Origin of the sequence: Microbacterium sp. F51-2R (assembly GCF_052180235.1) — a bacterium.
Classification (GTDB): domain Bacteria; phylum Actinomycetota; class Actinomycetes; order Actinomycetales; family Microbacteriaceae; genus Microbacterium.
Genome location: NZ_CP197470.1, coordinates 2,567,160 through 2,592,139, shown reverse-complemented (window position 1 = coordinate 2,592,139; position 24,980 = coordinate 2,567,160). Strand labels below are relative to the sequence as shown.

General features: G+C 70.5%; 24 protein-coding genes and 3 tRNA genes. 10 read left to right on the top strand and 17 right to left on the bottom strand.

Annotated elements, in window-relative coordinates; all coding sequences use genetic code 11:
* Positions 1-30 precede the first annotated feature (30 nt).
* Together cls and ACSBPH_RS11595 are read right to left on the bottom strand one after the other, a co-directional pair.
* Positions 31-1,497: a cardiolipin synthase gene (cls, locus tag ACSBPH_RS11600; protein WP_442574487.1), complete on the bottom strand. Its 1,467-nt coding sequence runs from the start codon at positions 1,495-1,497 to the stop codon at positions 31-33.
* Between the two features lie 66 nt (positions 1,498-1,563).
* Positions 1,564-1,758, bottom strand: coding sequence for a hypothetical protein (locus ACSBPH_RS11595; RefSeq protein ID WP_442574486.1), 195 nt, complete (start codon positions 1,756-1,758; stop codon positions 1,564-1,566).
* Between the two features lie 160 nt (positions 1,759-1,918).
* Between ACSBPH_RS11595 and ACSBPH_RS11590 the strand changes: the two genes are divergently transcribed.
* Entirely contained in the window at positions 1,919-3,049 is a 1,131-nt protein-coding gene (locus ACSBPH_RS11590; RefSeq protein ID WP_442574485.1) for a DUF4192 family protein, read from the top strand.
* Positions 3,050-3,069: 20 nt separating this feature from the next.
* Here ACSBPH_RS11590 and lysS read toward each other — a convergent pair whose 3' ends face one another.
* Both lysS and ACSBPH_RS11580 read right to left on the bottom strand, forming a co-directional pair.
* On the bottom strand, positions 3,070-4,590 hold the full coding sequence (gene lysS, locus ACSBPH_RS11585) for a lysine--tRNA ligase (RefSeq protein WP_442574484.1): 1,521 nt from the start codon (positions 4,588-4,590) through the stop codon (positions 3,070-3,072).
* 73 nt (positions 4,591-4,663) lie between these two features.
* Positions 4,664-5,863 (bottom strand): hypothetical protein, encoded by a 1,200-nt coding sequence (locus tag ACSBPH_RS11580; protein ID WP_442574483.1) that lies wholly within the window; start codon positions 5,861-5,863, stop codon positions 4,664-4,666.
* 118 nt (positions 5,864-5,981) lie between these two features.
* Here ACSBPH_RS11580 and ACSBPH_RS11575 point away from each other — a divergent pair, with 118 nt between their 5' ends.
* Positions 5,982-7,175 (top strand): glycosyltransferase 87 family protein, encoded by a 1,194-nt coding sequence (locus tag ACSBPH_RS11575; protein WP_442574482.1) that lies wholly within the window; start codon positions 5,982-5,984, stop codon positions 7,173-7,175.
* On the opposite strand, the gene ACSBPH_RS11570 is transcribed toward ACSBPH_RS11575, so the two are convergent.
* From ACSBPH_RS11570 to tilS, 11 genes are all read right to left on the bottom strand, one after another.
* The gene (locus ACSBPH_RS11570) at positions 7,166-7,924 is read right to left on the bottom strand and encodes a DUF2520 domain-containing protein (protein ID WP_442574481.1); all 759 of its coding nucleotides are present in this window, start codon (positions 7,922-7,924) and stop codon (positions 7,166-7,168) included. The genes ACSBPH_RS11575 and ACSBPH_RS11570 overlap by 10 nt on opposite strands.
* Positions 7,921-9,540 carry a PH domain-containing protein gene (locus ACSBPH_RS11565; RefSeq protein WP_442574480.1) on the bottom strand — a complete coding sequence of 540 codons (1,620 nt, stop codon included), beginning with the start codon at positions 9,538-9,540 and terminating at the stop codon, positions 7,921-7,923. The genes ACSBPH_RS11570 and ACSBPH_RS11565 overlap by 4 nt, the downstream gene beginning before the upstream one ends.
* Positions 9,537-10,181: a PH domain-containing protein gene (locus ACSBPH_RS11560; protein ID WP_442574479.1), complete on the bottom strand. Its 645-nt coding sequence runs from the start codon at positions 10,179-10,181 to the stop codon at positions 9,537-9,539. The genes ACSBPH_RS11565 and ACSBPH_RS11560 overlap by 4 nt, the downstream gene beginning before the upstream one ends.
* Complete coding sequence (locus ACSBPH_RS11555) at positions 10,129-10,620, bottom strand: DUF3180 domain-containing protein (RefSeq protein ID WP_442574478.1); 492 nt, start codon at positions 10,618-10,620, stop codon at positions 10,129-10,131. The genes ACSBPH_RS11560 and ACSBPH_RS11555 overlap by 53 nt, the downstream gene beginning before the upstream one ends.
* The gene (folK, locus tag ACSBPH_RS11550) at positions 10,617-11,150 is read right to left on the bottom strand and encodes a 2-amino-4-hydroxy-6-hydroxymethyldihydropteridine diphosphokinase (protein WP_442574477.1); all 534 of its coding nucleotides are present in this window, start codon (positions 11,148-11,150) and stop codon (positions 10,617-10,619) included. Before folK ends, ACSBPH_RS11555 begins: the two co-directional genes overlap by 4 nt.
* Positions 11,147-11,521, bottom strand: a complete 375-nt coding sequence (gene folB / locus ACSBPH_RS11545) for a dihydroneopterin aldolase (RefSeq protein ID WP_442574476.1) — start codon at positions 11,519-11,521, stop codon at positions 11,147-11,149. Before folB ends, folK begins: the two co-directional genes overlap by 4 nt.
* Positions 11,509-12,330, bottom strand: a complete 822-nt coding sequence (gene folP, locus ACSBPH_RS11540) for a dihydropteroate synthase (RefSeq protein WP_442574475.1) — start codon at positions 12,328-12,330, stop codon at positions 11,509-11,511. Before folP ends, folB begins: the two co-directional genes overlap by 13 nt.
* 12 nt (positions 12,331-12,342) lie before the next feature.
* Positions 12,343-12,933: a GTP cyclohydrolase I FolE gene (gene folE / locus ACSBPH_RS11535; RefSeq protein ID WP_442574474.1), complete on the bottom strand. Its 591-nt coding sequence runs from the start codon at positions 12,931-12,933 to the stop codon at positions 12,343-12,345.
* Between the two features lie 9 nt (positions 12,934-12,942).
* Complete coding sequence (ftsH, locus tag ACSBPH_RS11530) at positions 12,943-14,946, bottom strand: ATP-dependent zinc metalloprotease FtsH (protein WP_442577298.1); 2,004 nt, start codon at positions 14,944-14,946, stop codon at positions 12,943-12,945.
* A gap of 160 nt (positions 14,947-15,106) precedes the next feature.
* Positions 15,107-15,658, bottom strand: a complete 552-nt coding sequence (hpt, locus tag ACSBPH_RS11525) for a hypoxanthine phosphoribosyltransferase (RefSeq protein ID WP_442574473.1) — start codon at positions 15,656-15,658, stop codon at positions 15,107-15,109.
* A gap of 33 nt (positions 15,659-15,691) precedes the next feature.
* Entirely contained in the window at positions 15,692-16,687 is a 996-nt protein-coding gene (tilS, locus tag ACSBPH_RS11520; protein WP_442574472.1) for a tRNA lysidine(34) synthetase TilS, read from the bottom strand.
* Between the two features lie 366 nt (positions 16,688-17,053).
* Between tilS and ACSBPH_RS11515 the strand changes: the two genes are divergently transcribed.
* Positions 17,054-17,587, top strand: a complete 534-nt coding sequence (locus ACSBPH_RS11515; RefSeq protein ID WP_442574471.1) for an inorganic diphosphatase — start codon at positions 17,054-17,056, stop codon at positions 17,585-17,587.
* 83 nt (positions 17,588-17,670) lie between these two features.
* Here the strand turns inward: ACSBPH_RS11515 and ACSBPH_RS11510 are convergent, their stop codons facing one another.
* Positions 17,671-19,071 carry a peptidoglycan DD-metalloendopeptidase family protein gene (locus tag ACSBPH_RS11510; RefSeq protein WP_442577297.1) on the bottom strand — a complete coding sequence of 467 codons (1,401 nt, stop codon included), beginning with the start codon at positions 19,069-19,071 and terminating at the stop codon, positions 17,671-17,673.
* A 227-nt stretch (positions 19,072-19,298) separates the two neighbouring features.
* Here ACSBPH_RS11510 and ACSBPH_RS11505 point away from each other — a divergent pair.
* From ACSBPH_RS11505 to ACSBPH_RS11495, 3 genes are all read left to right on the top strand, one after another.
* Positions 19,299-19,374 (top strand) — tRNA-Glu (locus ACSBPH_RS11505).
* Positions 19,375-19,399: 25 nt separating this feature from the next.
* Positions 19,400-19,473 (top strand) — tRNA-Asp (locus ACSBPH_RS11500).
* A 68-nt stretch (positions 19,474-19,541) separates the two neighbouring features.
* Positions 19,542-19,614, top strand: a tRNA-Phe gene (locus tag ACSBPH_RS11495).
* A 235-nt stretch (positions 19,615-19,849) separates the two neighbouring features.
* Here ACSBPH_RS11495 and ACSBPH_RS11490 read toward each other — a convergent pair.
* Positions 19,850-20,998 carry an AAA family ATPase gene (locus tag ACSBPH_RS11490; protein ID WP_442574470.1) on the bottom strand — a complete coding sequence of 383 codons (1,149 nt, stop codon included), beginning with the start codon at positions 20,996-20,998 and terminating at the stop codon, positions 19,850-19,852.
* Positions 20,999-21,394: 396 nt separating this feature from the next.
* On the opposite strand from ACSBPH_RS11490, the gene ACSBPH_RS11485 reads away from it, so the two are divergent.
* The 4 genes from ACSBPH_RS11485 (at position 21,395) to ACSBPH_RS11470 (ending at position 24,905) form a co-directional block, all read left to right on the top strand.
* Positions 21,395-22,300 carry an RNA polymerase sigma-70 factor gene (locus tag ACSBPH_RS11485; RefSeq protein WP_442574469.1) on the top strand — a complete coding sequence of 302 codons (906 nt, stop codon included), beginning with the start codon at positions 21,395-21,397 and terminating at the stop codon, positions 22,298-22,300.
* Complete coding sequence (locus tag ACSBPH_RS11480) at positions 22,297-22,716, top strand: hypothetical protein (protein WP_442574468.1); 420 nt, start codon at positions 22,297-22,299, stop codon at positions 22,714-22,716. The genes ACSBPH_RS11485 and ACSBPH_RS11480 overlap by 4 nt, the downstream gene beginning before the upstream one ends.
* A 79-nt stretch (positions 22,717-22,795) precedes the next feature.
* Positions 22,796-23,557, top strand: coding sequence for an SDR family oxidoreductase (locus ACSBPH_RS11475; RefSeq protein ID WP_442574467.1), 762 nt, complete (start codon positions 22,796-22,798; stop codon positions 23,555-23,557).
* 187 nt (positions 23,558-23,744) lie between these two features.
* Complete coding sequence (locus ACSBPH_RS11470; protein ID WP_442574466.1) at positions 23,745-24,905, top strand: polysaccharide deacetylase family protein; 1,161 nt, start codon at positions 23,745-23,747, stop codon at positions 24,903-24,905.
* Positions 24,906-24,980: the final 75 nt, after the last annotated feature.

The following is a 24,980-nucleotide window of genomic DNA, read 5'->3' as shown; positions in this document are numbered from 1 at the left end:
CCTAATCGGCTCCGCCGCGGGGCCCGCAGGCTACTGGAGGGCCGACGTGAGACGCGCGAGGTTGTCGAGCACGGTCGAGCGGAGGGGCTGCTTCTCCCACTCCTCGAGCGTGAGCTCGCGGCTGAGGTCACGGTAATGCTGCTCCGCCTGCCGCATCTCGCGGATGAACTCCTCGCCCCGCACGAGCATCGAGATCTCCATGTTGAGACCGAACGAGCGCATGTCCATGTTGCTCGACCCGATGATGGCCACTTCGTCGTCGATCGTCATGGACTTCGAGTGGAGGATGAACGGCTTGCGGTACATCCAGATCCTGACGCCCGCACGCAGCAGCACCTCGTAGTAGCTGCGCTGCGCGTGATAGACGACCGCCTGGTCGCCCTCCTCCGAGACGAAGAGCTCCACTTGCAGGCCCCGATGGCATGCCGTCGTGATGGCGTTCAGGAGCGCCTCGTCGGGCACGAAGTACGGGCTCACCACGATGACCTTGCGCTGCGCGTAGTACATGAGGCCGAGGAAGAGGCGGAGGTTGTTCTCGAACTCGAACCCGGGGCCCGACGGGATGATCTGGCAGTCGAGGTCGCCGGGGCCGGAGGTGACGGCGAACAGATCGATCTCGTCGGTGAGCACCTCGTCGGTCTCGCTATACCAGTCCGACAGGAAGACGGCATTGATGGATGCCACGACCGGCCCCTCGACGCGCACCATGAGGTCGACCCAGTGCAGTCCGCGCTTGATGTTCTTACGCAGGTTGTAGGTCGAATCGGTGACGTTCTGCGAGCCCATGAACGCGACCTTGCCGTCCACGACGAGGAGCTTGCGGTGATTGCGCAGGTCGGGGCGCTGATACTTCCCCTTGAAGGGCTGGACCGGGAGCATGAGGTGCCACTGCGCCCCCATCGCATCCAGCCTCCGGAGGGTCTGCTTGTAGAACGGCTTGCCGCGGTTGGCCCAGTGGTCCAGCAGCACGCGCACCGTCACACCCCGCGCCGAGACCTCTTCGAGCGCGCGGAAGAAGTTGTCGGTCGAGGCATCCGCCTGGAGGATGTAGAACTCCACATGCACATAGCGCTGGGCCTCGCGGATGGAGTCGGCCATCGTGTCGAGACTCACCTGGTAGTCGGAGATCAGGTGAGCGCCGTTGTCACCGGCCAGTGGCATCGCACCGAGATTGCGGTTGAGCGTCACCATCGAGGTGAACCACTCGGGAGCGTTCGGACGGTAGGTGCCGAAATCGAGATGCGCGCTGGTGTCGTGGATGTACTCGTTGATGCGCTCCTGCTTGCGCCGGCGCTTGCGCGGAAGCCGCGGGTTGCCGATGAGGAGGAAGAGCAGGACGCCGAAGAGCGGGATGAAGTAGATCGCGAGGAGCCACGCCATCGCTGCCGTGGGGCGCCGGTTGCGCGGGACGAAGATGATCGCCAGCACGCGCACGGTGAGGTCGAAGACGAAGACGAGGATGAGCCACCACGACGCGTCGAACGTGACGGTGATCACAGCGAAAGCCCCCTCATCGCCCGCCGACGACCGGCAGTGTGCTCAGCGTAACGCCCGGCGACGACCTCAGCGGTGGGAGTCGGTCGCGCCGCTGCGCGCCGGGATGCCGCGCTTCGCGCGCTGCTCGGCCTCGATGCGCTCGTACACGCGGCGCTCGGTGCGGTCGGCCCGGAGGATGCTGCGGAGCACGAAGAAGAACAGGCCGCTGACGACGATGGTCGGAATGATCGACCAGAAGACGGCGACCCAGTAGTTCTCCACCCCTCAAGGATACCCGCGTCGCCTGACGGCCAGGGGGCAAGCGGTCGGGCCGCCCGCGGGGGGCACCGCGTCCTCCACAGGGGAGGCATCGACGACCCCGCGCCCCGTGGGCTGTGCACTGCGGTTTCCGGACGCGCTCCTGCCGCGACGCTCGGACACTATGACGACCATCGTGAAAGCCGCCAGCGCGGCTCAGTTCCTCGCCCTCGTGCCGCGGATGCTCGGTTTCCGGCCGACCCGCAGCCTCGTCCTCATCCCGTTCTCGGGATCGCGCAGTCTCGGCGCCATGCGGCTGGACCTCCCCGAGGAGGACGATGCCGATACCGACCTCGACGCCCTCGCGGCGACGTTCGTCGGCATGGTCTGCCGGCTCCCGGACGCCGACGCGTTCACCGCCGTCGTCTACACCGACGAATCGGTCCGAGAACGGATGCCGCGCACCGCCCTCGCGACGGCGCTCGCGTACCGCGCCGACGAGTGCGGCCTGCGCGTCGTCGACTCGCTGTGCGTCGGCGCGGACGGCTGGGGATCGTTCCTCGACCGCGATCTGCCGCCGGAAGGCCGACCCCTCGCCGACCTCGACGACGAGCCGGCCGGTGCGGAGCACCTCGGGATCAGCGACGGCGACCAGTTCTCGGGCGCCGAGCTCGAAGCATCCGATCCCGCCGAATGCGAAGCCGTCGACACCGCCCTTCGCAACCTCGCCGACGCGGTGGACCTGTTGTGCGGCGCCGATCCCGGGGCAGCCGTCGCGGCGGGGCTGCGCGTGGACCCACTCGCCCTCTCGGCGGTGTGCGCGCTCGATGATCTTCCGACCCTCTTCGAGCAGTCGCTCGCCTGGGACGAGTCCGACCTGTCGCCGTACGACCTCGCGGCGCTGGTGTGGTGTCTCGCGCGTCCTGCGCTCCGCGATATCGCGCTCGTCGAGTGGTGCGGCGGGCTCGATGCCGGTGACGAAGCCCTCGACGCCCAGCTGCGCTGGGAAGCGGGCGAGGAGTATCCGGCGCACCTCGCGATGCACATGTGGGGCGAGGGGGAGCGTCCCGACCCGACGCGGCTGGAACGCGCTCTGGCGCTCGCGCGGCGCGCGGCTGCCGTCGCCCCCGAGGCACTGCGGGCCGGGCCTCTCGCCACGAGCGCGTGGCTCTCGTGGGCCCTCGGGCGTTCGACCCACGCGGAGCGATATGCCGTTCAGGCGTGCGAGATCGAGCCCGAGTACGGGCTCGCCGAGATCGTGCGGTCGTTCGTGCACGCCGGGCACCTGCCCGACTGGGCGTTCCGGCGGAAATGAGCAGCGGAGCGCGGCTGCCGCTACTTGACGAGGGGGAAGAGGATCGTCTCGCGGATGCCGAGACCTGTGAGGGCCATCAGCAGTCGGTCGATCCCCATGCCCATGCCGCCCATCGGCGGCATGCCGTGCTCCATCGCGCGGAGGAACTCGTTGTCGATGCGCATCGCTTCCAGGTCGCCACGGGCGGCGAGCTTGGCCTGCTCCTCGAACCGCTCCCGCTGGATGACCGGGTCGATGAGCTCGGAATATCCCGTCGCGAGTTCGAAGCCGCGGACGTAGAGGTCCCACTTCTCCACGACGCCCGGGATCGAGCGGTGCTCGCGCACGAGCGGGCTCGTGTCGACGGGGAAGTCCATGACGAACGTGGGGCTCGTCAGCCCGGGCTTGACGAAGTGCTCCCAGAGCTCTTCGACGAGCTTGCCGTGGGTCGCGTGCGGAGGCACCTCGACCTCCTGCTCGCCGGCGAACGCGACGAGCTCGTCGAGCGAGGTGTCGGGAGTGATGCGACGACCGGATGCCTCGGACAGCGAGTCGTACATCGAGATCCGGTCCCAGTCGCCGCCGAGGTGGTACACCGTGCCGTCGGCCCAGGTCACCGTCGTCGTGCCGGCCACGGCGAGCGCCGCGTTCTGGATGAGCTCCTGCGTGAGGTCGGCGATGCCGTTGTAGTCGGAGTAGGCCTGGTAGGCCTCGAGCATCGCGAACTCGGGGCTGTGCGTGGAGTCGGCGCCCTCGTTGCGGAAGTTGCGGTTGATCTCGAACACGCGCTCGAGCCCGCCGACGACGGCGCGCTTGAGGAAGAGCTCGGGGGCGATGCGCAGGTACAGATCGGTGTCGAACGCATTCGACTTCGTGATGAAGGGCCGCGCGCTCGCTCCGCCGTGCTGCACCTGGAGCATCGGCGTCTCGACCTCGACGAAGCCGTGGCCGGTGAAGGTCTCGCGCAGGCTCGCGTTCGTCTTCGCGCGCGCGATCACGGTCTCGCGTGCGCGATCGCGCACGATGAGGTCGAGGAAGCGGCTGCGGACGCGGCTCTCCTCGCTCAGCTCGGAGTACATGTTCGGCAGCGGCAGGATGGCCTTGGACGCGATCGCCCACTCCGACACCATGATCGACAGCTCGCCGCGGCGGCTCGAGATGACTTCGCCGCTCACGAAGACGTGGTCACCGAGGTCGACGAGCTCCTTCCACTCCTGCAGCGACTCCTCGCCGGCAGAGGCCAGCGAGACCATCGCCTGGATGCGGCTGCCGTCGCCGGACTGGAGCGTCGCGAAGCAGAGCTTGCCGGTGTTGCGGCTGAAGACGACGCGCCCTGCGACGGCGGCGGTGACGCCGGTCTCAGCGCCCGCCTCGAGATCGCCGTAGCGTTCCCGCAGCGCGGGGATCGTGTCGGTGACGGGGACGGCGACGGGGTACGCCCCACCCGAGGCATCCGTTCGCTCGGCGATCAGACGCTCGCGCTTGGCCAAGCGCACGGCCTTCTGCTCGAAGACGTCCTCTTCGCTCTGCGTGTCGTCGACGGGGACGGTCGTATCGGTCATGCTGAAGGCTCCTCGGACATCGCCGTCCAGTCTATCGGCGGCACGGCGGCCGCCTTCGGCCGATGACCGACCCTCAGAGGAGGCTCGTCAACGCGAGGCTCGATACCGTGACAGCGGTCCACGCCAGGACCGCGAGCTGCAGCGCGCTCGTGACTCCGAGCACCGTCCACCCGGCCCACCTGGCGCGCGGGAGCGTCACGGCGGCGCCCGCGGCGAGCGCGAAGAACGGGAGCGCCGCATAGGCCGTCCGGAAGGCGACCGGCCAGCCGAACTGCACCTGCACGAGCCATGCGACGACGCTCACCACCGCGACCGCCGCGACCGCCGTCAACGGCCAGGCCGCGTAGGCACGACGCCACCGGAGGCAGATCGCCACGATGCCGACGACGAGGACGAGCCCGACGGCGGCGGCCGCGGCATCGACCCACACCGGCGCCTGGATCGTGTTGCGCAGATACTCCGTCGGCACGGTGAGGTATGTCAGAACGGTGCGGGCGAGCGCGAGCGGACCGAGAGGCTCGTTCTGGAACTCGGCTCCCGTGAGGGCGACGGCGGATTGTCCGGTGAGGTCGCCGTAGAGCACGAGGTTGCGCACGAACCACCAGCCGGTGAGCACGGCGACCGTGGCGACGGCGACGAGCAGCTCGAGCACACGCCGGCGCAGAAGCCAGGCGAACACGAGGCCGAGGAGGAGGGGCGCCATGCTGAGCTTCGTCAGCACCGCGAGCGCGACGAGCACGCCGACCAGTGCGGCGTGGAGCCACCGAGGCATCCTGGTCGATCGCACCGCGAGCGCGAGGGCGGCGAAACCCCACACGAGCGCCCACGTGTCGTTCTGCACCGAGCCCGACATGACGATGAGCATGGGGTTGAGCGCGATGAACGCCGCTCCGGCGATCGTCGCGAGGACGTTCCTGCGCGTCACTGGCCAGAGGATCAGCGCCGTGACGGCCACGAGGATCCCCTGACCGAGAGCGCTCAGCATCCGCACCGCGACGAAGGCCGGTTCGCCGGCCAGACCCGCGATGATCGCCGCCATGGCGTAGAACCCCGGCGTCTGCTGCGCCTCGTACCCGACGCCGGGGTCGCCCAGCACCGGCAGCGATGACGCGCGCAGGAGGTACTGCACGTTCGACCAGTGCGCCGGCTCGTCGTACGGGAGCCCGGGTACGAGGCTCGCCGCCGCGACGAGGCTCAGCACGAGCGAGGCGAGGGCGAGACCCGCCGTCGCGAACAGCACCGTCCGTCGTGTCGTGCGCGTCTGGGTCGTCACGGCTCTCCTCGCGTGTCGGATACGAGCGTATTGGCGTTCGGGCGTCGGTCGCACGGGGAGCGCGTCACCGGCGTCGCACCGATAGTGTTCGAGCGGGAGTGGGCTGAGGATGAAGACAGTGCTGTCGAGAGCCGTGACCCTCATCGAGCGTCACGGAGTCATCGTGTTCGTGGTCGCGTGGGCGCTGTACGCGCTCGTCGCTTCGCTCTGGACGCATGCGCTGCCCTCCGTCTTCCACCTCGACCTGCGGGTCTTCCGCGCCGGCGCGGAAGCATTCCTCGCCGGCCACTCGCTCTACGACGCTCCGCTGCCGGTGGGCGGCGGCCGCGAGATGCCCTTCACCTACCCGCCGATCGCCGCCGTTCTGTTCGTTCCGCTCACGTGGGTCGACCTCGAGGTCGCGGGGACGCTGTGGACCCTGTTGAGCTGCGCGGCTCTGGCGATCGTTCTCACGGTCGTCGTCCGCGCCACCGGTCGGGACCGGTCGTCCTCGGTCTGGATCGGTCTGGTGGGGCTCGGCCTCTCGACCGCCCTCATCCCCGTCTGGATCACCCTCAACCTGGGACAGATCGGCATCCTCCTCATGCTGCTCGTCGTCCTCGACCTGCTCTCGCAGCGGCCGCGGTGGCCGAGAGGTGCACTGGTCGGGATCGCGGCGGCGATCAAGCTGACGCCTGCGGGCTTCATCCTGCTTCCTCTCCTCCGTCGCGACTGGCGCACCGCCGTGTGGATGGCGGCCGTCGCCGTGGGGCTCACGGTCGTAGGCGCGATCATCGCGTGGGACGACAGCGTCGCCTACTGGACGACGCTCGGCAGCGCGTCCGAGAGGGTGCGCGTCTTCGAGGCCGTGGCGAACCACTCGTTCGCGGGCCTCGCAGACCGACTCCCCGCGGGGGCGACGGAGATGCTCGCCTGGACCGTACTGGTCGTCATCGCCATCGGCCTCGGCATCCTCGCGATGCGACGCCAGCTCTCGACCGGGGATGTCGCGACCGCCCTCATGGTGAACGCCGTCGTGATCCTGCTGGTATCACCCGTCTCGTGGGACCACCACTGGGTCTGGATCGCCCCCATCGCGCTGCTCCTCGCACTGGCATCGGTGCGTGAGCCCCTGCGGTTCGGGCCGCTCTTCGTCGTGACGATCCTCGTGTTCGTGTTCGAACCCGGCGTTCCCGGGTCATGGCTGCGATGGGTGGCCTGGGGCCTGATGTACGTCGTCCTGCTCATCGGCGTGCGGCCGGATCCCCGTCCCGCCGCCGTCGGGGGCTCAGCCGCACATCGCGACCGACCCGTCGGCGAGACCTACTCGTAGTCCTCGCCGGCGTCCGAGGTGTCGTCGTCGTCGTGGTCGACCTCGAACAATCCCGCCACCGGCCCGGCGCCGGCGGACCCGGCCGCGCCGAGCGCCTGATCGACGGTCGAGTGGACGAGCGCCGAGAGGTAGGAGCCGGGGTGCGGCACGCCTGCCCCGCGCAGCAGCGAGGCGGCCTGCTCGACGATCGACCGCGAGAACTCGGTCGCGATCGCGATCCCCTCGGCGTACGCGGCGCGGTCATCCTCGGCGATGACGATGGGCTCGCAGCCGAGCTCCACGGCGATCGCCTGCGCGATCGGCAGAACCGCAGGAGGCGCGGTCACGGCGGCGTAGGCGTGGGAGAGCTGGCGAAGGTCCATCGACGTGCCGGTGAACGCGATCGCCGGGTGGACGGCGAGCGGAATGGCGCCGCGGGCGGCGGCCGGCGCGAGCACGGCCGTGCCGTAGGCAGCGTCGGTGTGGAGCACGAGCTGGCCAGGCTGCCAGGCGCCGACCTCTGCCAGGCCCGCGACGAGCCCCGGCAGCTCGTCGTGCGGGACGGCGATGATCACGAGTTCGCTCCGCCGCACGACCTCGAGCGCGTCGACCACGGGGAGGCCCGGGAGGATCGCCTCGACGCGCTCGTCGTCGGCGCCCGCCGTGATGCCGGTGAGCGCGTGACCGGCACCGGCGAGCGCGGCGCCCATGACGGGGCCGACCCTTCCCGCGCCGATGATCCCGACGCCGAGGCGTCCGGCGCGGTTCATGCCGGCTCCTCCGCCCACCGGTGGGAGCGGTCCACGGATGACGCGTGCACGGCGCCGGCCGCGGCATCCGCGAACAGAGCCAGCCCGGCGTCTCGATCGACCGCACCCACATACGAGTAGACCGGGCCTGCCACGGTGTGGGCGCGCGCGCTGACGACGCCGGTGAGGCGGTCGATCGGGCCCTGATGCAGCGCGATGCTCTGCATGCGGGCCAGGGGGACGACGGCGAGCTTGCGCCACACCACGCCGCGGCGGAGGAGGAGCGCGTCGGGGGTCAGGCGGAAGCCGTTGCGACGCCACGACAGCGGGCGCAGGAACCAGGCGCGGCGCGGGGTGTTGGTGAAGGTGTCGTCCGGTTCGGGGCCGAGCATGCCCTGCCGGACGATGAGCGACCACTCCTCGCCGGGTACGGCCGGTAGGAGAAGGCGCAGCACCCGCTCGACGTCGGCGATCGTGCCCACCGGCAGGACGGTCGTGAACTGGTCGGTGGAGTTGTCGCTCGCGCTGCGCCCGGTGAGGCGGTTGATGCGGATGGTCCACCAGCCGAACGCGCGCCACAGGATCGACTGCGTGATCTCGACGGCGTGCACGCGTCCGGGCGGGACGATCTCGGTGATCGTCGTGAGGAGCCCGAACGTGATCCGCACGCCGTCGGGCGTCGGCGCGATCGAATAGCGGAGGGATCGGATGACGGAGCGGATCCAGTACGCCACGAAGCCGATGACCGCCGGGACCATCGCGAAGAGCACCCACGGAGAGCCGAGGGCGGCGCCGGTCGCGATCGCGGCGATGCCGAGCACGAGGAAGACCGTCGAGGGACTGATGACGTGCGACACGATGAGCCGGAGGACCGGGATGCCGACGACCGACTCCGGAACCTCGACGGGTGCCTCATCGCCCTCGATCAGCCCCGTGATCCCCCGCGAGACGGTCTCGCTGAGAGCGCCCGCGCGGGAGCGGGAGGCGCCGTCGGCCCGCGCCCCCGCGTCGGCCAGCCGACGACCCGATGCGAGCCGGAGGATGTCGGCGCGGACGGCCTCGGCATTCGTGGTCGACAGGTACTCGAGCTTGACGTTGCCGTCGGTGCCCGCGCCGACCACCTCGAGCTTCGCCATGCCGAGCAGGCGCGCGAGCATCGGGCGCGTCAGGTTCACGCCCTGCACGCGGTCCAACGGCGCCCGGCGCTGCGTGCGGAAGAGGATGCCGCTTCGCACCTCGACGTCGTCTCCCGTGATGCGGAACGTGTGGAACCGCCACGACAGGTAGAAGATCACCACGAGCGCGATGAGTACGACCAGCACCGCGACCCCCGCCGCGAGATAGAGGTTGTTCGCGACGATGAAGTCGATCGGGTCGCCGGCCCCCTCCCACTCCTCGAGTTCATCGGCCGGGATGTCCGGCGCGAACATCGGGAGGAAGAGGTAGACCAGGCGATCCCGCAGGTTCGCGATGATGATGCCGATGACGACGACGAGGAACAGCCCACCTCGCAGCAGCGGCGTCAGGGGGTGCAGCCGATGCCACTCGCCGTCGCTGAGCGGGGAGCGGACGAGGGTCTGCGGCGGCGCGGGGTGCGAGGCATCCGTCACCGGAGCGTGCAGGGGACTGTCGGTCACAGGCCGGTCCGGCGGCTCTCGGCGACCGCGATCAGGTGGTCGCGCAGCGTCTCGGCGGTCGTCTGCTCCAGCCCCGGGATCGTGACACCGGTCGTCGCGGCGGCCGTCACGAACTTGAGCTGCGCGATGCCGAACCCGCGGTCGAGCGGCCCGTGCGTGATGTCGACGAGCTGCATGCGGCCGTAGGGCACGGCCACCATGCGCTGCCACAGGATGCCGCGGCGGAAGACGAGGTCGTCGTCGCGCAGCTGATAGCCGATCGCCCGCAGCTGGCGCGGAAGGATCGCCATCGTCCAGACGAGGATGACGGCGATGATGCCGCCGGGGATGAGCGCCCACATCTGGTGCAGGAAGACCGTCAGCACGGTCACGGCGACCGCGACGACGAGGAGCACCGTCCCGGACGAGATGAGCTGAACCCACAGGTACTTGCGCGAGATCTGGTGCCAGGCGCCCTGGGCGAGCTCCAGCCGGTTCGCCGAGCGCGGCTCGACGAGGCGCGTGTAGGTGCCGTGGTCGAGGGATGCCGGAGCCTGCCGCACCGGCAGGGGCGCGGCATCCGTCGACGAAGCCGTGGGCACGGACGGATCAGTGCGAGTGGGCGTCGATTCCGGGACCGGGGTCGCCGGGTTGTTCGTCATCGTCGTCCTTCCGGATGGTGCAGAGGTGTTCGGCGATCAGGCCCGCGGCCACGAGCAGTGCTCCGCTGACGATCGTCGCGATCACGGCTCCCCAGGAGCCTACCGAGGGGGTGACCGGGCGGGTGAGCAGGAAGGCCGTGAGGCCCCCGCCGAAGCCGGCGAACACGGCGCCGACGATGCTCGAGGCCTTCGCTAGCATCGCGATGCGCACGGCCCGGAAAGGGTTGACCGGCGCACCGTTCGGCCCGCGGGTCGCACGACGGATCGGCAGCGCCAGGAGCACCACGATCACGCCCAGCACCACGAGGAGGATCGGCAGCGTCGCGCCCGGGATGAAGGTGGGTCGCCCGGTCGCCGTCAGGAGCTGGTCGACGACGAAGCCGACCGCGAAGCCGATCGCGACCGAGAGGACGAGTGCCGCCGGTCCGGTGCGTCTCACGAGGTCTCCCGCAGTCGGGCGAGGAGGTCGGAGACACGGCCACGGCCGGGAAGCTCGGCGTCGGGGTCGAGGGCGAGCCACGGGGCGAGTACGAAGTCGCGCTCCGCCGCGCGCGGGTGCGGCAGGAGGAGGTGGGGGTCGTCGCTGACGACGTCGCCGTACGCGATGAGATCGAGGTCGAGCGTGCGGTCGCCCCAGTGCTCGCGGCGTTCCCGGCCGTTGCTCGCCTCGATCGCGTGGAGGTACGACAGGAGCACCGAGGGGGCGAGCCTCGTCGTGACGATCGCGACGGTGTTGAGGTAAGCGGGGGCCTCGGCATCCGGCCCGTCGGGCTTCACCGCGACCGACTCGATGACCTCCGCGGCGCGCACGTCGTCGGTGAGGGGGAGCGCCTGCATCGCCGCGACGGCCTGACGCAGCGTCCGGACGCGGTCGCCGAGGTTCGCGCCCAGCGCGACGACGGCGCGCACAGGCCGGCCAGTGGTGGAGGCCATGTCGCCCTGGAAGCCCTGCGCGAGGCGGCGGTTCATCGGCCGACCCTTCCGCGGTGCACCGTCACGGCGACATCGCCGAAGGGCACCGCGATGGGCGCCGACGGCTTGTGGACCGTGACCTTCGCGATCTGCACGAGCTCGTTCGCGAGGATCGCGTCGGCGATGCGGCTCGCGAGGGTCTCGAGCAGGTCGACCGGCTCGCCCGAGACGATCGCGGCGATCGCCTCGGCCAGCTCGCCGTAGTGGACGGTGTCGGCGACGTCGTCGGTCTCGGCGGCGGTGCGCAGCGGCAGATGCAGCGTCACGTCGACGACGAACTCCTGGCCGTCGCGCTTCTCCTCGGCGTAGACGCCGTGGTGGCCGAAGGCGCGGATGCCGGTGATCGTGATCTCGTCTAGGAAGTCCATCGCGCTCCACTCTCCCAGGCGTCGGCGACCTTCAGTGCATCGACGGTCGCGGCGACGTCGTGCACCCGCACGCCCCAGACGCCGGTGCGCGCCGCCAGGACGCTCGTCACCGCAGTGGCGAGGTCGCGACGGTCGACGGATGCCTCGTCCCCGTCCGGCTCGAGCGTCTCGGCCAGGAAGCGCTTGCGGCTCGTGCCGAGCAGTACGCGCGGGCCCATGCCGACGATCCGCGAGAGCCCGTGCAGCACGGCCCAGTTCTGCGCGCCCTTCTTGCCGAACCCGATGCCGGGGTCGACGACGACCCGCGAGGGCGCGATGCCGGCGGCTGCGGCGGCCTCGACGCGCGAGGAGAGCTCGACGACGACCTCGGTGACGATGTCGTCGTACACCGCCCCGGCGTACATGTCCGACGAGTACCCGCGCCAGTGTTGCAGCACGATGTCGGCGCCCGTGCCGGCGACGGCGCTGAGCATCTCGGGGTCGGAGAGCCCGCCCGAGACGTCGTTGACGATGCGCGCCCCGGCGGCGACGGCGGCGAGCGCCGTCGATGCGTTCATCGTGTCGATGCTCACGGTGGCCCCGGCCTCGGCGAGCGCCGTGACGACGGGGAGGACCCGCTCCTGCTCGAGCTCGGGGTCGACCCGGTCGGCCCCGGGTCGCGTCGACTCGCCGCCGACGTCGAGGATCGCGGCGCCGTGCGCGCGCAGCGCGAGGCCGTGCGCGATCGCCGCGTCCGCAGCGAGGAAGAGTCCGCCGTCGCTGAACGAGTCGGGCGTGACATTGACGATCCCCATCACGAGGCAGGTCATGGCGGGCAGACCTCAGTCCCGGCCGGCGCCGATGAGCGCGATGAGCTCCGCGCGGGCCGCGGGCTCGGCGAGCTCCCCACGGGCGGCGATCGTGACGGTGGATGCCTCGCGCTGGCGTTCGCCGCGCATCGTGACGCAGCCGTGGGTCGCCTCGAGCACGACGAGGACGCCCCTCGTGTCGAGGGCTTCGGCGATGGTGTCGGCGATCTGCTCGCCGAGCCGCTCCTGCACCTGCGGCCTCGCGGCGAGGACGTCGACGACCTTGGGCAGCGCGCCGAGCCCGACGACCTTGTCGCCGGGGAGGTAGGCGATGTGAGCCTTGCCGCGGAACAGGAGCAGGTGGTGCTCGCACACGGAACGGAAGTGGATGTCGCGGAGCATCACGGCGCCGGACGCCGACGTCTCGGGGGCAGGCCCGTGCGAGATCGAGATCGTGTGCTGGAGGGGGGCCGAGGCATCCTCCCCCACTCCCGCGAAGAACTCCGCGTAGGCATCAGCGACCCGTTGCGGGGTCGCCTTCAGGCCCGGGCGGTCGGGGTCCTCCCCGATCGCCTCGAGTATCTCGTGGACGAGCGCGGCGACGCGCTCCCGATCGACGGCCATAGGCCGAGCCTAGGCGGTCGCGGGGCGCGCCTGTCCGCTCGGACGGCGACGCGGAGCCTTCTCGGCGCCTGTCTGCGTCTCGACCGAAGCGGCGACGCCTGCCGGCTCGGGGCGGCGGGGCACCTCGACGGGCGGCAACTGCGAGACGGGGCGGTCGGAGCTCGAGAGCCACTGCGGGCGCGGCGGGAGCTTCTTGATGTCCTTGAATATCTCGGCGAGCTCGAGGTGGTCGAGGGTCTCCTGCTCGAGGAGCGCGAGCGCGAGCCGGTCGAGCACGTCGCGGTTGTCGTTGATGACCTGGTACGCCTCGTTGTGCGCCTGCTCGATGAGACCGCGCACCTGCTGGTCGACGCGCTCGGCGATGCGCTCGGAGAAGTCGCGGCCGTGACCCATGTCGCGTCCGAGGAACATCTCGCCCGAGGCCTGACCGAGCTTGACCGGGCCGACGTCGGTCGTCATGCCGTATTCGGTCACCATCTTGCGTGCGATGCCCGTCGCCTTCTCGATGTCGTTCGAGGCGCCGGTCGTCGGGTCGTGGAAGACGATCTCCTCCGCGACGCGGCCGCCCATGGCGTAGGCGAGCTGGTCCTGCAGCTCGTTGCGCGTGATGGAGTACTTGTCATCCAGCGGCAGCACCATCGTGTAGCCGAGGGCACGGCCGCGCGGGAGGATCGTCACCTTCGTGACGGGGTCGGTGTGGTTCATCGCCGCCGCCGCGAGCGCGTGTCCGCCCTCGTGGTACGCCGTGATGAGCTTCTCCTTGTCTTTCATGACGCGCGTGCGCCGCTGCGGGCCGGCCAGCACGCGGTCGATGGCCTCGTCGAGGGCGCGGTTGTCGATGAGCTGCGCGTTCGAGCGCGCCGTCAGCAGCGCAGCCTCGTTGAGGACGTTCGCGAGGTCGGCGCCGGTGAAGCCCGGCGTCTTGCGCGCGACGACCTCGAGGTCGACGCCGTCGGCGAGGGGCTTGCCCCGGCCGTGCACCTCGAGGATCTTCTGGCGGCCCTTGAGGTCGGGGGCGTCGACGCCGATCTGGCGGTCGAAGCGACCCGGACGCAGGAGGGCGGGGTCGAGGATGTCGGGACGGTTGGTGGCCGCGATGACGATGACGTTCGCCTTGGGGTCGAAGCCGTCCATCTCGACGAGCATCTGGTTGAGCGTCTGCTCGCGCTCGTCGTGCCCGCCGCCGAGGCCCGCGCCGCGGTGACGGCCGACGGCGTCGATCTCGTCGATGAAGATGATGGCGGGAGCGGACTCCTTGGCCTGGTTGAAGAGGTCGCGCACGCGCGAGGCGCCGACGCCGACGAACATCTCGACGAAGTCCGAACCCGAGATGGAGTAGAACGGCACGCCCGCCTCACCCGCGACGGCGCGGGCGAGGAGCGTCTTGCCGGTGCCGGGAGGGCCGTACAGCAGCACGCCCTTCGGGATCCGCGCGCCGACGGCCTGGAACTTGGCCGGGTCTTTCAGGAAGTCCTTGATCTCCTGCAGCTCCTCGATCGCCTCGTCGGCGCCGGCGACGTCGCCGAACGTGACGGTCGGGGTCTCCTTCGTCACAAGCTTCGCGCGCGACTTGCCGAACTGCATGACCTTGCTGCCGCCGCCCTGGGCGCTGGAGAGGAGGAACCAGAAGAGCAGGCCCAGCAGGAGGATCGGGAGGAAGAGCGAGATGAAGCCGTCGAACCACGTCGCACGCGGCACGGCGTCGTTGAAGCCGTCCTTCGGGTCGGCGGCGTTGATGGCCTGCACGACCTCCTCGGCGCGCGCCGTGACGTAGTAGAACTGCACGTCGGTCGCACCCTCGTACGGCTCGGCCAGGGTCATGTCGACCCGCTGGTCGCCGTCGGTGTTCGTCACCTCGGTCACCGTTGTGCCGTCGAGGAGCTTGAGGCCCTCTTGCGTCGAGATCTGCTTCGCTCCGCCCAGACTCGAGATGAGGGAGAACCCCACGATGAGGAGGAACCCGATCATCAACACATAGAAGAGCGGGTTGCGGGTGATCTTCTTGAGGTCCATGGTGCGGGCGGCGCCCGTTCCCTTCGTCAGCGAGCCGGCGCCATGCAAGGGCCCCTTGCGGCGACGGTGGATTCAGGGTATCGCGGGCGGACTATGCCTCTCCTGTGCATTCGCCCACGGCGTACACGGCACCCGCTGAGAGTCTGGCAGGCGACGGCCGCTACTCGTAGACGTGCGGTGCGAGCACCGCGACGTCGCGCAGATTGCGGTACATCTCTGCGTAGTCGAGCCCGTAGCCGATGACGAACTCGTTCGGGATCTCGAAGCCGACGTACCGGCACGGCACGTGCACCTTGGCGGCGTCGGGCTTGCGCAGGAGGGCGAAGACCTCGACCGACGCGGCGCCGCGCGACGCGAAGTTCTCGAGGAGCCAGCTGAGGGTGAGGCCCGAGTCGATGATGTCCTCGACGATGAGCACGTGTTTGTCGTGGATGTCGGTGTCGAGGTCTTTGCGGATCTGCACGACGCCGCTGGACTTCGTGCCGGCGCCGTACGAGGAGACGGCCATCCAGTCCATCGGCACGGCGAAGGGCAGCGCCCGGGAGAAGTCCGCCATGACCATGACGGCGCCCTTGAGGACGCCGACGAGCACGAGGTCTTTGCCCTCATAGTCGTGGGCGACCTGCGCCGCGATCTCGAGGAGCTTGCTCTGGATCTGCTCCTCCGTCACGAGGACGTCGGTGATGTCGCTCTGGATGTCGGCCGCGCGCATGCGTCCGAGTCTAGGGTCGACCCGCGCGCGCGGTCACCGTGCGGCGAACTCGAGCCGCGCGCCGACGCGGCGGGCGCGGCATCCCGGCAGATCGATGGGGCCCTGCCCCGCCCAGTCCGTCACGAGCCGCGCGACCTCGAGGGTCTGCACGCGCGTGAGGCTCTCGCCGAATTCGGCCGCGACGACGTGCCGGATGATGCGGTGCCGCAGCGCCGGCGGATTCGCGGCGAGCGCCGGCACCGATACCGAGATGCCCGCCTCGGCGTGCTCGACGATGTCTTCGATGGTCTCGTCGATCATCTCGTCGAAGGCCGAGGCATCCTCCCGCAGCTGCTCGGCCGTGCGCGCGAGCGCTTCGGCGATCCCAGGCCCGAGCTCGGCCTCGAGCACCGGCATGACCTTCTGCCGCACGCGGACCCGCGCGTAGGACGGGTCGTCGTTGTGCGGATCGTCCCAGGGGACGAGCCCCTCCGCCGCGCACGCGGCGCGCGTGGTCGCGCGGCGCACCGCGAGGAGGGGGCGGAGAAGGGCGACGCCCTCGGCGAGCCGCGAGAGCGCCGCCATCCCCTGCAGGCTCGCCGCGCCCGACCCGCGCGAGAGGCCGAGGAGCACCGTCTCGGCCTGGTCGTCGAGGGTGTGGCCGGTCAGGACCGCGGCAGCGCCGAGAGCGGATGCCTCGTCCCGCAGCGCGGCGTACCGCGCCGTGCGCGCGGCCGCCTCGGGTCCGCCGTCGGCGCCGACCTCGACGCGGGCGACCTTCGCCTCGAGCCCGAGAACCCGAGCCTGTGCGGCGGCGGCGGCCGCGGCATCCGTCGATCCGTCCTGCAGTCCGTGGTCGACCGTCACCGCCACGGGGCGGACGCCGGCCTTGGGCGCCTCGAACGCCGTCGCGGCGGCCAGCGCAAGGGAGTCGGCCCCGCCCGAGAGGGCCACGACGACGACCGATCCGGCCGGGAGCCCCGCGAGCGCCGCGCGCACGGCGCGGCGCACCTGGGCGACGGCGGGGTCGAGGCCGGGGCGATGCGTCACGGCACCACGCTACCCGCGCCGCCCTTCGCCCCTCGGCGCACCCGAACCGCCCCGCCCCCGTACCGTACTCAGGACCGGCGCTCCGCCCGGCCCCGGAATCCGGGCATTCTCGGCCGTTTCGCCGCATCCATCCTGAGTACGGTCCGGTTCGGTCGCGGCACTGCTCCGCGCAGCCCGGGCTCCCGCCTTCCCCGCCCCACGCGGACCGTGCCACCCCGCCGGCGTACCGTACTCAGGACCGGCGCTCCGCCCGGCCCCGGAATCCGGCCATTCCGGGCCGTTTCGCCGCATCCATCCTGAATACGGCCCGGCGTGGTCGCGCGACTAGGCTTGTCGCGGCATTCCCACCGTCTTTAAGGAGTCCCCATGGGCGCGTACGACGCCGTCATCGAGATCCCGCGCGGCAGCCGCGTGAAGTACGAGGTCGACCACGGCACGGGCCGCGTGTTCCTCGACCGCATCCTGTACACCGCCTTCGGCTACCCCACCAACTACGGCTTCTTCGAGAACACCCTCGGCGAAGACGGCGACCCGCTCGACGTCCTGCTGCTGCTCGACTACGACCTCGCCCCCGGCGTGCTCGCCTCGGTGCGCCCCGTCGGCGTGCTGAAGATGAGCGACGAGGCCGGCGGCGACGACAAGGTCGTCGCGGTGCTGGGCAAAGACCCGCGCTGGGCGCACGTCCAGGATGTCGCCGACATCCCGGAGTTCACCCGCAAGGAGATCGAGCACTTCTTCGAGCACTACAAGGACCTCGAGCCCAACAAGTGGGTCAAGGTCGACGAGTGGGCGAGCGCCGCCGAGGCCGAGCGGCTCGTCGCGGAGGCCTTCGACCGCTTCAAGGAGCACGAGGGCCAGACCGCCACTCAGGGTGAGGGCATCGCGCCGAACACGCTCTGAGCACCGGCTTTTCGAGGGGGTGGATGCCGCGGCATCCACCCCTTCGTCGTTGAAGGGATGCCGAAGCCTGCCGTGACGGCGAGCTAGACCGAGATGCCCCGAGCCGCCATGAAGGGGATCGGGTTCGTCGGACTGCCGTTGACGTAGACCTCGAAGTGGCAGTGGCAGCCGAAGGAGTTGCCGGTGTTGCCCTCGAGGGCGATGAGCTGACCGGAGTTCACCCACTGGCCGTTGCGGACCAGGATGCCGCCGTTCTGGATGTGGCCGTAGCCGGTTCCGATGCCGCCGCCGTGGTCGATCTTGATGTAGTTGCCGTAGCCGCCGTTGGGGCCCGCGTAGCGGACCGTGCCGCTGTACGCGGCGTAGATCGCCGAGCCGCAGCCCGATGCGAGGTCGACGCCGTAGTGGAAGCTCGTCGAGCAGTAGCCGTTGCCGCACTGCTGCGAGCGGGCGCCGTATCCGGAGGTCTGCCAGCCGGACGAGGGACGTGACCAGCCCGAGCCCGTCACGGCTCCGCCGTTGCCGCCGCCGCCACCGCCGCCGCCGCCACCGCCACCGCCGCCACCGCCGCCGCTGGCTGCGGCAGCCGCTGCTTCGCGGGCACGACGTTCGGCCTCTTCGCGGGCCTTCCGGTCAGCTTCTTCCTTCGCGCGGCGAGCCGCCTCGACGCCGGCCTGGTACTCGGCGAGCGTCTTGGCCGAGGTGTCCTGGAGGGCGGCGAGCTGCGCCTGCAGCTCCACGAGGTGGGTCTGCTGGGCCTCGAGCGCCGCCTGCGCGGCATCGGCGGCCTGCTGCGCCTCGGTCATCTTCTGCTCGGCGACCTGCTGCAGCCGATCGCGCTCGTCACGCGCGACGACGGCCTGATCGCTGAGGCTCTGCGCGGAGTCGCGGGCCGTGATGGCATCGGCGTACACGGCCTGGTTGCGGCCGATGAGCTGGTCCATCGTCCCGAGGCGGGCGAGGAGGTCGTCGGCGCTCGCGGCGGAGCCCGCGAAGAACAGTTGCAGCGACGTGTCGTCGCCACCGTTGCGATAGAGCTGGGCGGCGACGCGACCGGCCTTGTTCGCGGCATCCAGTGCCTTCGTCGCCTGGTCGTCGGCCTGCGCCTGCAGCTGGTCGGCGCGCACCGCGGCGTCGAAGTACTCCTGCTGCGCCTTGTAGAACTCGGCCGCGCGCGCCTCGGCCTCGGCCTGCGTGCGGGCGACCTCACTGGTGAGGTTCGAGATGAGGCCCTGGATCTTCTGGACCTCTTGCGCCTTGGCGGCCTCGTTGGCGCGGGCTGCCTGCACGTCGTCCCACGAGGGGTAGTCGGCCGCGAACGCGGGCGGCAGCATGGGCCCTGCGACGGCGGCGATGCCGGCGAGTCCGATGACGCCGAGGCCCAGTGCCGTGCGGCGGTTCACCGAGGGCCAGAGGGCTCGGCGCTCACGAGGAGTCGGCGCGCAGCCGCAATCCACGTCGGCCTGATCCTGCTCCACGCTGATCCTCCCAGGTTTAGACAACTCTTGTCACACTAGCAACACGAGTCACAGGCGCAAGGGGTCGTCCTGTTCTATGGTGCCTCGGACGGGGCAGATCCGCACCCCTCCATGCTGTGCGTGGACGGCCGCAGGCCGGGGCGGCGCGCCCTCGATTGGCGGTTTCGATTCCTATCTCGTATGCTTGAGCGTCGGTAAGCGTGAGCGCCGGGCCATGAGCCAGGAGTTCATCCGGCCCCATCGTTTAGTGGCCTAGGACGCCGCCCTTTCACGGCGGTAGCACGGGTTCGAATCCCGTTGGGGTCACCAATCCGACACACAATTGAATAAGCATGGCCCTGTAGCGCAGTTGGTTAGCGTGCCGCCCTGTCACGGCGGAGGTCGCGGGTTCAAGTCCCGTCAGGGTCGCTCTGAAGCGACGGGCCCTTTTTCGAGAGGGCCTTTCGTCTAGGACGCGGCGACTTCGGATGCCGCGCGGCTCTGTAGCTCAGTTGGTAGAGCGTTCGACTGAAAATCGAAAGGTCACCGGATCGATGCCGGTCGGAGCCACTGAAACCCCCGTCGTGGCTTCTACACGCGGGGGTTTCTTCTTTCTTCCGCGGGGTCGCTGAGCGCCCGCGGTCCGCCGCGGGCTGCGCCGACGGCTTGGGGTGCGCGAGCCGCCCTCGACGAGTGCGTACGTACTCGACGGGGGTGCGGATGCCGCGGGGGTGCGGATGCTGCGGGGAGGGGCGGATGCCGCGGGCTGGCGGATGCGGCGGGGCTGCGGATGCCGCGAGTTGCCTCAGCGCGAAGGCCACTGCCAGGCCGGCTCGTCGAGACTCCCCTGGCCGATGACCGTCGTCTCGCCGGTGGACTTCTCGAGCTCGGCGATGGTCGCACCGCCGGCGCGGAGGGCCTCGACGATCGGGGCCGCGTGCGATACCACGATGACCTGCGAGTGCTCCGACGCGTCGGCGATCAGCCGCGCGAGCGGGGCGAGCAGGTCGGGGTGCAGGCTCGTCTCCGGCTCGTTGAGGACGACGAGCCCCGCGGGCCGCGGCGAGAGGAGCGCGGCGACCCACACGAGGTAGCGGAGCGTGCCGTCCGAGAGCTCGGCGGCGCGAAGCGGCCGGAGGAGGTTCGGCTGCGTCCTCGCGAGCTCGAAGCGCCCATCGGCGTCGGTCACCGTCACGCGGCTTCCCGGAAAGGCCTCGTCGATCGCGGCGTCGAGGCGGTCCTTCACGCCGAGCTCGCGGATCGTCTGGATCGCCGCGGCGAGGTCGCGCGCATCGGCCGAGAGCACGGGCGTGCGCGTGCCGATCTCGGCGGCGCGTGCCGGCGCATCGGGGTCGGTGCGTACATGGTCGTAGAAGCGCCAGCCGCGAAGCGCCGACCGGACGGCGCGCACATCGGGCGAGTCGACCTCGTCGAGCATGCTCTCCCACGACGCGAGGCGGCGGTCGACCGACTCCCACGCGCCGCCTTCGCGAAGTCGCACATGCGCGCCGCGACGCTCGGCCAGCGCGGTCGCGGGCCGCAGCACGGCGCCGTGCCACACGGTCTCGGCCTTGATCTCGGGGTCGCGGCCGAACATCGACGTCGCATCGGGCACCGGCAGGCCGAGGTCGATCGCGTAGCTGAAGTCGTCGCTCGCGAAGCCCATGCGCAGCGCGACCGGGCGGCCGCGCACGAGTCCCTGGGCCGGCGCCCGGCCCTCGGCGACGTCGCGTCCGATCACCTCCGGCCCCGCCCAGAGGGTCGAGGGGAGGCCGCCCTCGCGCGCGAGCGCCGTGACCGAACCGTCGCGGCCGGCTGCCGCGAGCAGCCGCAGTGCGCGGTAGAGACTCGACTTGCCGCTGCCGTTCGGGCCCGTCACGACGGTGACCCGGTCGAGGCCGAGCCGCAAGCGCCGGATCGAGCGGTAACCCTCGATCGCCAGCGCAGTCAGCACGGGCGCCAGTCTAGACAGGACCCTCCGACGCGCCGGGGCGAGGCATCCGTCATCACCCGGACCGCAGCGCGCGGCGCGCACGACGCGACGAGAACGTACGCACTCGCCGAGAACACCCGAAAACAACGCTGCCGACGTGTGCACTCGGCGAGATCGTACGTACTCGACGACGGCCGGGGCGAGGCATCCATCACCAGGCCAACCGCAGCGCGCGGCGCGCGGCGCGAACAAGACGCGAGGAATCCGTCACACATCGCGACCCAGTCTTGTCACCATCTCGAGGGCCTGCGCACGCGCGCGGGAAGCAAGGAGAGACGGATGCCTGTGGACGACGCCCGGCACGCGGCGAAATGGAGGATGATCGAGACCGGAACCCCATCCGGATCCCCCTGCCCCATGACATCTGACGCGCCCGCCCCGCCGCGCCCGGACGACCTCGCGTCCGCTGCCGCGATCTTCGCCGATTGCCGGCGGCGGCTCTTCGGCATCGCGTACCGCATGCTCGGGACCGTCGCCGATGCCGAAGACATCGTGCAGGAGGTGTGGATCCGGTGGCAGGGCGCCGATCGGAGCGAGGTCGTCGAGCCGGCCGCGTTCCTCGCGACGATCACGACGCGTCTGTCGATCAACGCGCTGCAGTCCGCGCGCGTGCGGCGCGAGACCTACATCGGCCCGTGGCTGCCCGAACCGATCAACACCGAGGACGACCCCGCGCTCGGCGCGGAGCGGGCCGAGGCCCTCAACTTCGCGATGCTGATCCTGCTCGAGAAGCTCACCCCCACCGAGCGCGCCGCCTATGTGCTGCGCGAAGCGCTCGACTACTCGTACGAGCGCATCGCCGCCGTCGTGCAGACGACGGTGGTGAGCGCGCGACAGCTCGTCAGTCGCGCGCGCAAGCACCTGGCGACCGAGCGCCGCGTCGAGGTCGCCCCGGCCGCGCAGCGCCGGCTCCTCGAGGCCTTCCTCTCGGCGGCGCAGCAGGGCGACGTCGAAGCGCTCGAGAGTCTCTTCGCGAGCGATGTCGTGAGCTACACCGACGGCAACGGCGTCAAGCTCGCGGCGCGCATCCCCGTGGCGGGGCGCGAGCGCGTCGCGAAGTTCATCGCCGCCTTCTCGCACCACTTCTGGGCGGGCAAGGAGATCGACTGGGTCGAGATCAACGGCCAGCAGGCGGCCACCCTCACGCAGGACGGCGTCGTCACGACCGCCGTCACCCTCACCACGTCGCCCGACGGCATCCTCCAGCTGCTGTGGATCATGGCGCCCGACAAGCTGCGGCACGTGACCGCTCCGGGGGCATGACCCTCGGCAGACGCGCGCCATGGCCATTGCGCGCCCGGGCCGCTGCACAGGCCGAGGCGCGACGACAGCGCATCGCCGTGCGGGCCCTCGCCTACGCGTGCGACGAGCGCGACTTCTCCCGGATCGTCCGCGTGCTCCACCCCGACGCCGTGCTCGTCATCGACAGCGGCGGCCGTGTTCCCGCACCCCTCGACCCCGTCGGAGGGCGCGCGCGGATCGTCGACATGCTCGTGCGCTTCCTCGACACCCACCCCGAGGCGGTCGCCGTGGAGTGCCCCGTCAACGGCGAGCCCGGTATCGCGCTGCACACCAGCCAGGACATCGTGGGCGTGCTGACGGTCGGCGTGCGCGCCGAGCGCATCTCGCGGCTGTGGCTCGTGGTCAATCCCGACAAACTCCGAGCCTGGAACGCCTGACCTGTCACAGATCGCCGAGGCATCCGGTCGAAGCTCCTGAACGCCGCTCCTGCGGCGACGCAAGCGAAAGGGCACAGACATGGCAAAGATCGTCGTCATCGGAGGCACGGGGCTCATCGGCTCGAAGGTGGTCGCGAAGCTCGCCGCTCACGGACACGAGGCCGTCGCGGCATCCCCCAACACAGGGGTCGACTCGATCACGGGCGAGGGCCTCGCCGAGGCGCTCGAGGGCGCCCAGGTCGTCGTCGACGTGTCGAACTCGCCGTCGTTCGAAGAGAGCGCCGTGCTGGAGTTCTTCACGACGTCGACCGGCAACGTCCTCGCGGCCGAGAAGGCGGCGGGCGTCGGACACCACGTCGCCCTCACGATCGTCGGCACCGACCGGCCGCAGAACATCCCCTACTTCCGCGCCAAGGTCGCGCAGGAGAAGCTCATCCGCGAGTCCGGCGTGCCGTTCTCGCTCGTGCACGCGACGCAGTTCTTCGAGTTCGTCGGCAGCATCGCCGACATCTCGACGCAGGACGGCGTCGTGCATCTGCCGGGCGCGCTCGTGCAGCCGATCGCGGCGGAGGATGTCGCGACCGCCATCGCGCGGACGGCGGCCGGCGAGCCCGTCAACGGCGACCGCGAGATCGCCGGTCCCGAGCAGTTCGGCATGGACGAGTGGGCGCGCCGCGCGCTGACCTTCCGCCACGACCCCCGCACCGTCGTCCGCGACGACTCGGCTCCGTACTACGGCGCCCAGATCGAGGAGCGCACGCTCGTCCCCGTCGAGGGCGCATGGATCTTCCAGACGACGCTCGAGGAGTGGCTCCCCGCCAACCCCCCGCGCTCGGCGTAGTCGCGAGTGCTTCAGTTTCCTGCGAGCGCTGCGTCGCTCGACGGCGCGCTCGCAGGAAACTGTCGCATTCGACGACGAGTCGCCTCTCCGCCCCACCTCCGCATCGGGGCGCTCGGGTTCGCCTATGATCGCGAGCAGGTCGTTCGGGGACGACCCGCCAGCCGATCAACAGGGGGTTCGGGCGGCCATGAGCTCCAGCGACTCGTCTCGCAGACCGGGCAAGACCTCGGCGCGCGTGCGTCGTCGTCGCTTCTTCGCGGTGGTGATCGCCGCTCTCGTGGTCATCGGGGGCGCGGCTGCCGCCGTCGCGGCGATCTCCCTCTCGAGGTCGACGGATGCCGCGTCCGCCCCTTCTCCGTCGGCATCGTCGTCTCCCACCCCGACCCCGACCCCCACGCCGCTCACCCCGTCGGAGCAGCTGCTCGCGACCACCGACGACCCCGACGCGTGCGCCGTCCGGTTCGAGGGCGACGGAATCACGGACGCGCCACAGCTGCAGACGCAGGGGACCCTCTACGCCTCGCTCCCGATCCCGTCCCGCGACGGCTCGGTCTTCGCAGGGTGGTACGCGACGGCGGCGGACGCGGCATCCTTCACCATCGCCGCCCGCATCAACGGGTCGGAGCTCGTCGCGTGCACGGATCGGCAGCTCACGCTCTTCGGATCATGGAAGACGCCCGACGAGAACGCGGCCGAGAACGCCCGCATCCCGATCATGATGTACCACCAGTTCACGACGAAGCCCGAGGGCGAGAGCGGCTGGCTCCGCGGCAACTACGCCTACATCGGCGACTTCGACGCGCAGATGAACCACATCGCGACGGGCGGCTTCTACCTGCCGACCTGGGACGAGCTGAGCGCCTTCATCGACGCCCGCCTGTGGCTCCCCAACCACTCCGTCATTATCACCGACGACGACGCCGACCAGTCGTGGTTCGACCTGGCTGCTCCCATCGTCGACAAGTACAAGCTCCTCACGACGTCGTTCATGATCACGGCGTACCGGCAGGACCCGCCGCCGAACCCGTATGTGCTGCGGCGCTCGCACACGCACGACATGCACAAGGCCGGCGCGAACGGCAAAGGCGAGATGGTCAACCTCACCGCCGAGCAGATCGCGGCCGACATGGAGGCGTCGGCCCAGGTCCTCGGGGTGAAAGAGATCATGGCGTACCCCTTCGGCCACTTCAACGACACGTCGAAAGAGGGCCTGCGCCTCGCGGGGTTCGAGATGGCCCGCACGATCGAGCCCGGTTATGTCACGATCGGCACCGACAAGCTCGCGCTGCCGGTGCAGCGCGTGAACTACGGCATGAGCGTCGACGACGTGGCACGCCTCATCGGCTGAGCAAGCGGCGGCTGCGTCAGCCGAGCGGCTGCGTCAGCCGGACTGCGTCAGCCGAGCGGCTGACTCAGCCGAGTG

What these genes read in the sequence shown, in the direction of transcription:
- ACSBPH_RS11570 (WP_442574481.1), bottom strand. Translation starts at nt 7,924, where the DNA reads ATGAACCGCGCCGGACGCCTCGGCGTCGGGATCATCGGCGCGGGAAGG.
- ACSBPH_RS11480 (WP_442574468.1), top strand. Translation starts at nt 22,297, where the DNA reads ATGACCCTCGGCAGACGCGCGCCATGGCCATTGCGCGCCCGGGCCGCT.
- folP (WP_442574475.1), bottom strand. Translation starts at nt 12,330, where the DNA reads ATGACCTGCCTCGTGATGGGGATCGTCAATGTCACGCCCGACTCGTTC.
- ACSBPH_RS11590 (WP_442574485.1), top strand. Translation starts at nt 1,919, where the DNA reads ATGACGACCATCGTGAAAGCCGCCAGCGCGGCTCAGTTCCTCGCCCTC.
- ACSBPH_RS11485 (WP_442574469.1), top strand. Translation starts at nt 21,395, where the DNA reads ATGACATCTGACGCGCCCGCCCCGCCGCGCCCGGACGACCTCGCGTCC.
- hpt (WP_442574473.1), bottom strand. Translation starts at nt 15,658, where the DNA reads ATGCGCGCGGCCGACATCCAGAGCGACATCACCGACGTCCTCGTGACG.
- folE (WP_442574474.1), bottom strand. Translation starts at nt 12,933, where the DNA reads ATGGCCGTCGATCGGGAGCGCGTCGCCGCGCTCGTCCACGAGATACTC.
- folK (WP_442574477.1), bottom strand. Translation starts at nt 11,150, where the DNA reads ATGAACCGCCGCCTCGCGCAGGGCTTCCAGGGCGACATGGCCTCCACC.
- lysS (WP_442574484.1), bottom strand. Translation starts at nt 4,590, where the DNA reads ATGACCGATACGACCGTCCCCGTCGACGACACGCAGAGCGAAGAGGAC.
- ACSBPH_RS11475 (WP_442574467.1), top strand. Translation starts at nt 22,796, where the DNA reads ATGGCAAAGATCGTCGTCATCGGAGGCACGGGGCTCATCGGCTCGAAG.
- folB (WP_442574476.1), bottom strand. Translation starts at nt 11,521, where the DNA reads ATGGACTTCCTAGACGAGATCACGATCACCGGCATCCGCGCCTTCGGC.
- ACSBPH_RS11470 (WP_442574466.1), top strand. Translation starts at nt 23,745, where the DNA reads ATGAGCTCCAGCGACTCGTCTCGCAGACCGGGCAAGACCTCGGCGCGC.
- ACSBPH_RS11515 (WP_442574471.1), top strand. Translation starts at nt 17,054, where the DNA reads ATGGGCGCGTACGACGCCGTCATCGAGATCCCGCGCGGCAGCCGCGTG.
- ACSBPH_RS11560 (WP_442574479.1), bottom strand. Translation starts at nt 10,181, where the DNA reads ATGACGAACAACCCGGCGACCCCGGTCCCGGAATCGACGCCCACTCGC.
- ftsH (WP_442577298.1), bottom strand. Translation starts at nt 14,946, where the DNA reads ATGGACCTCAAGAAGATCACCCGCAACCCGCTCTTCTATGTGTTGATG.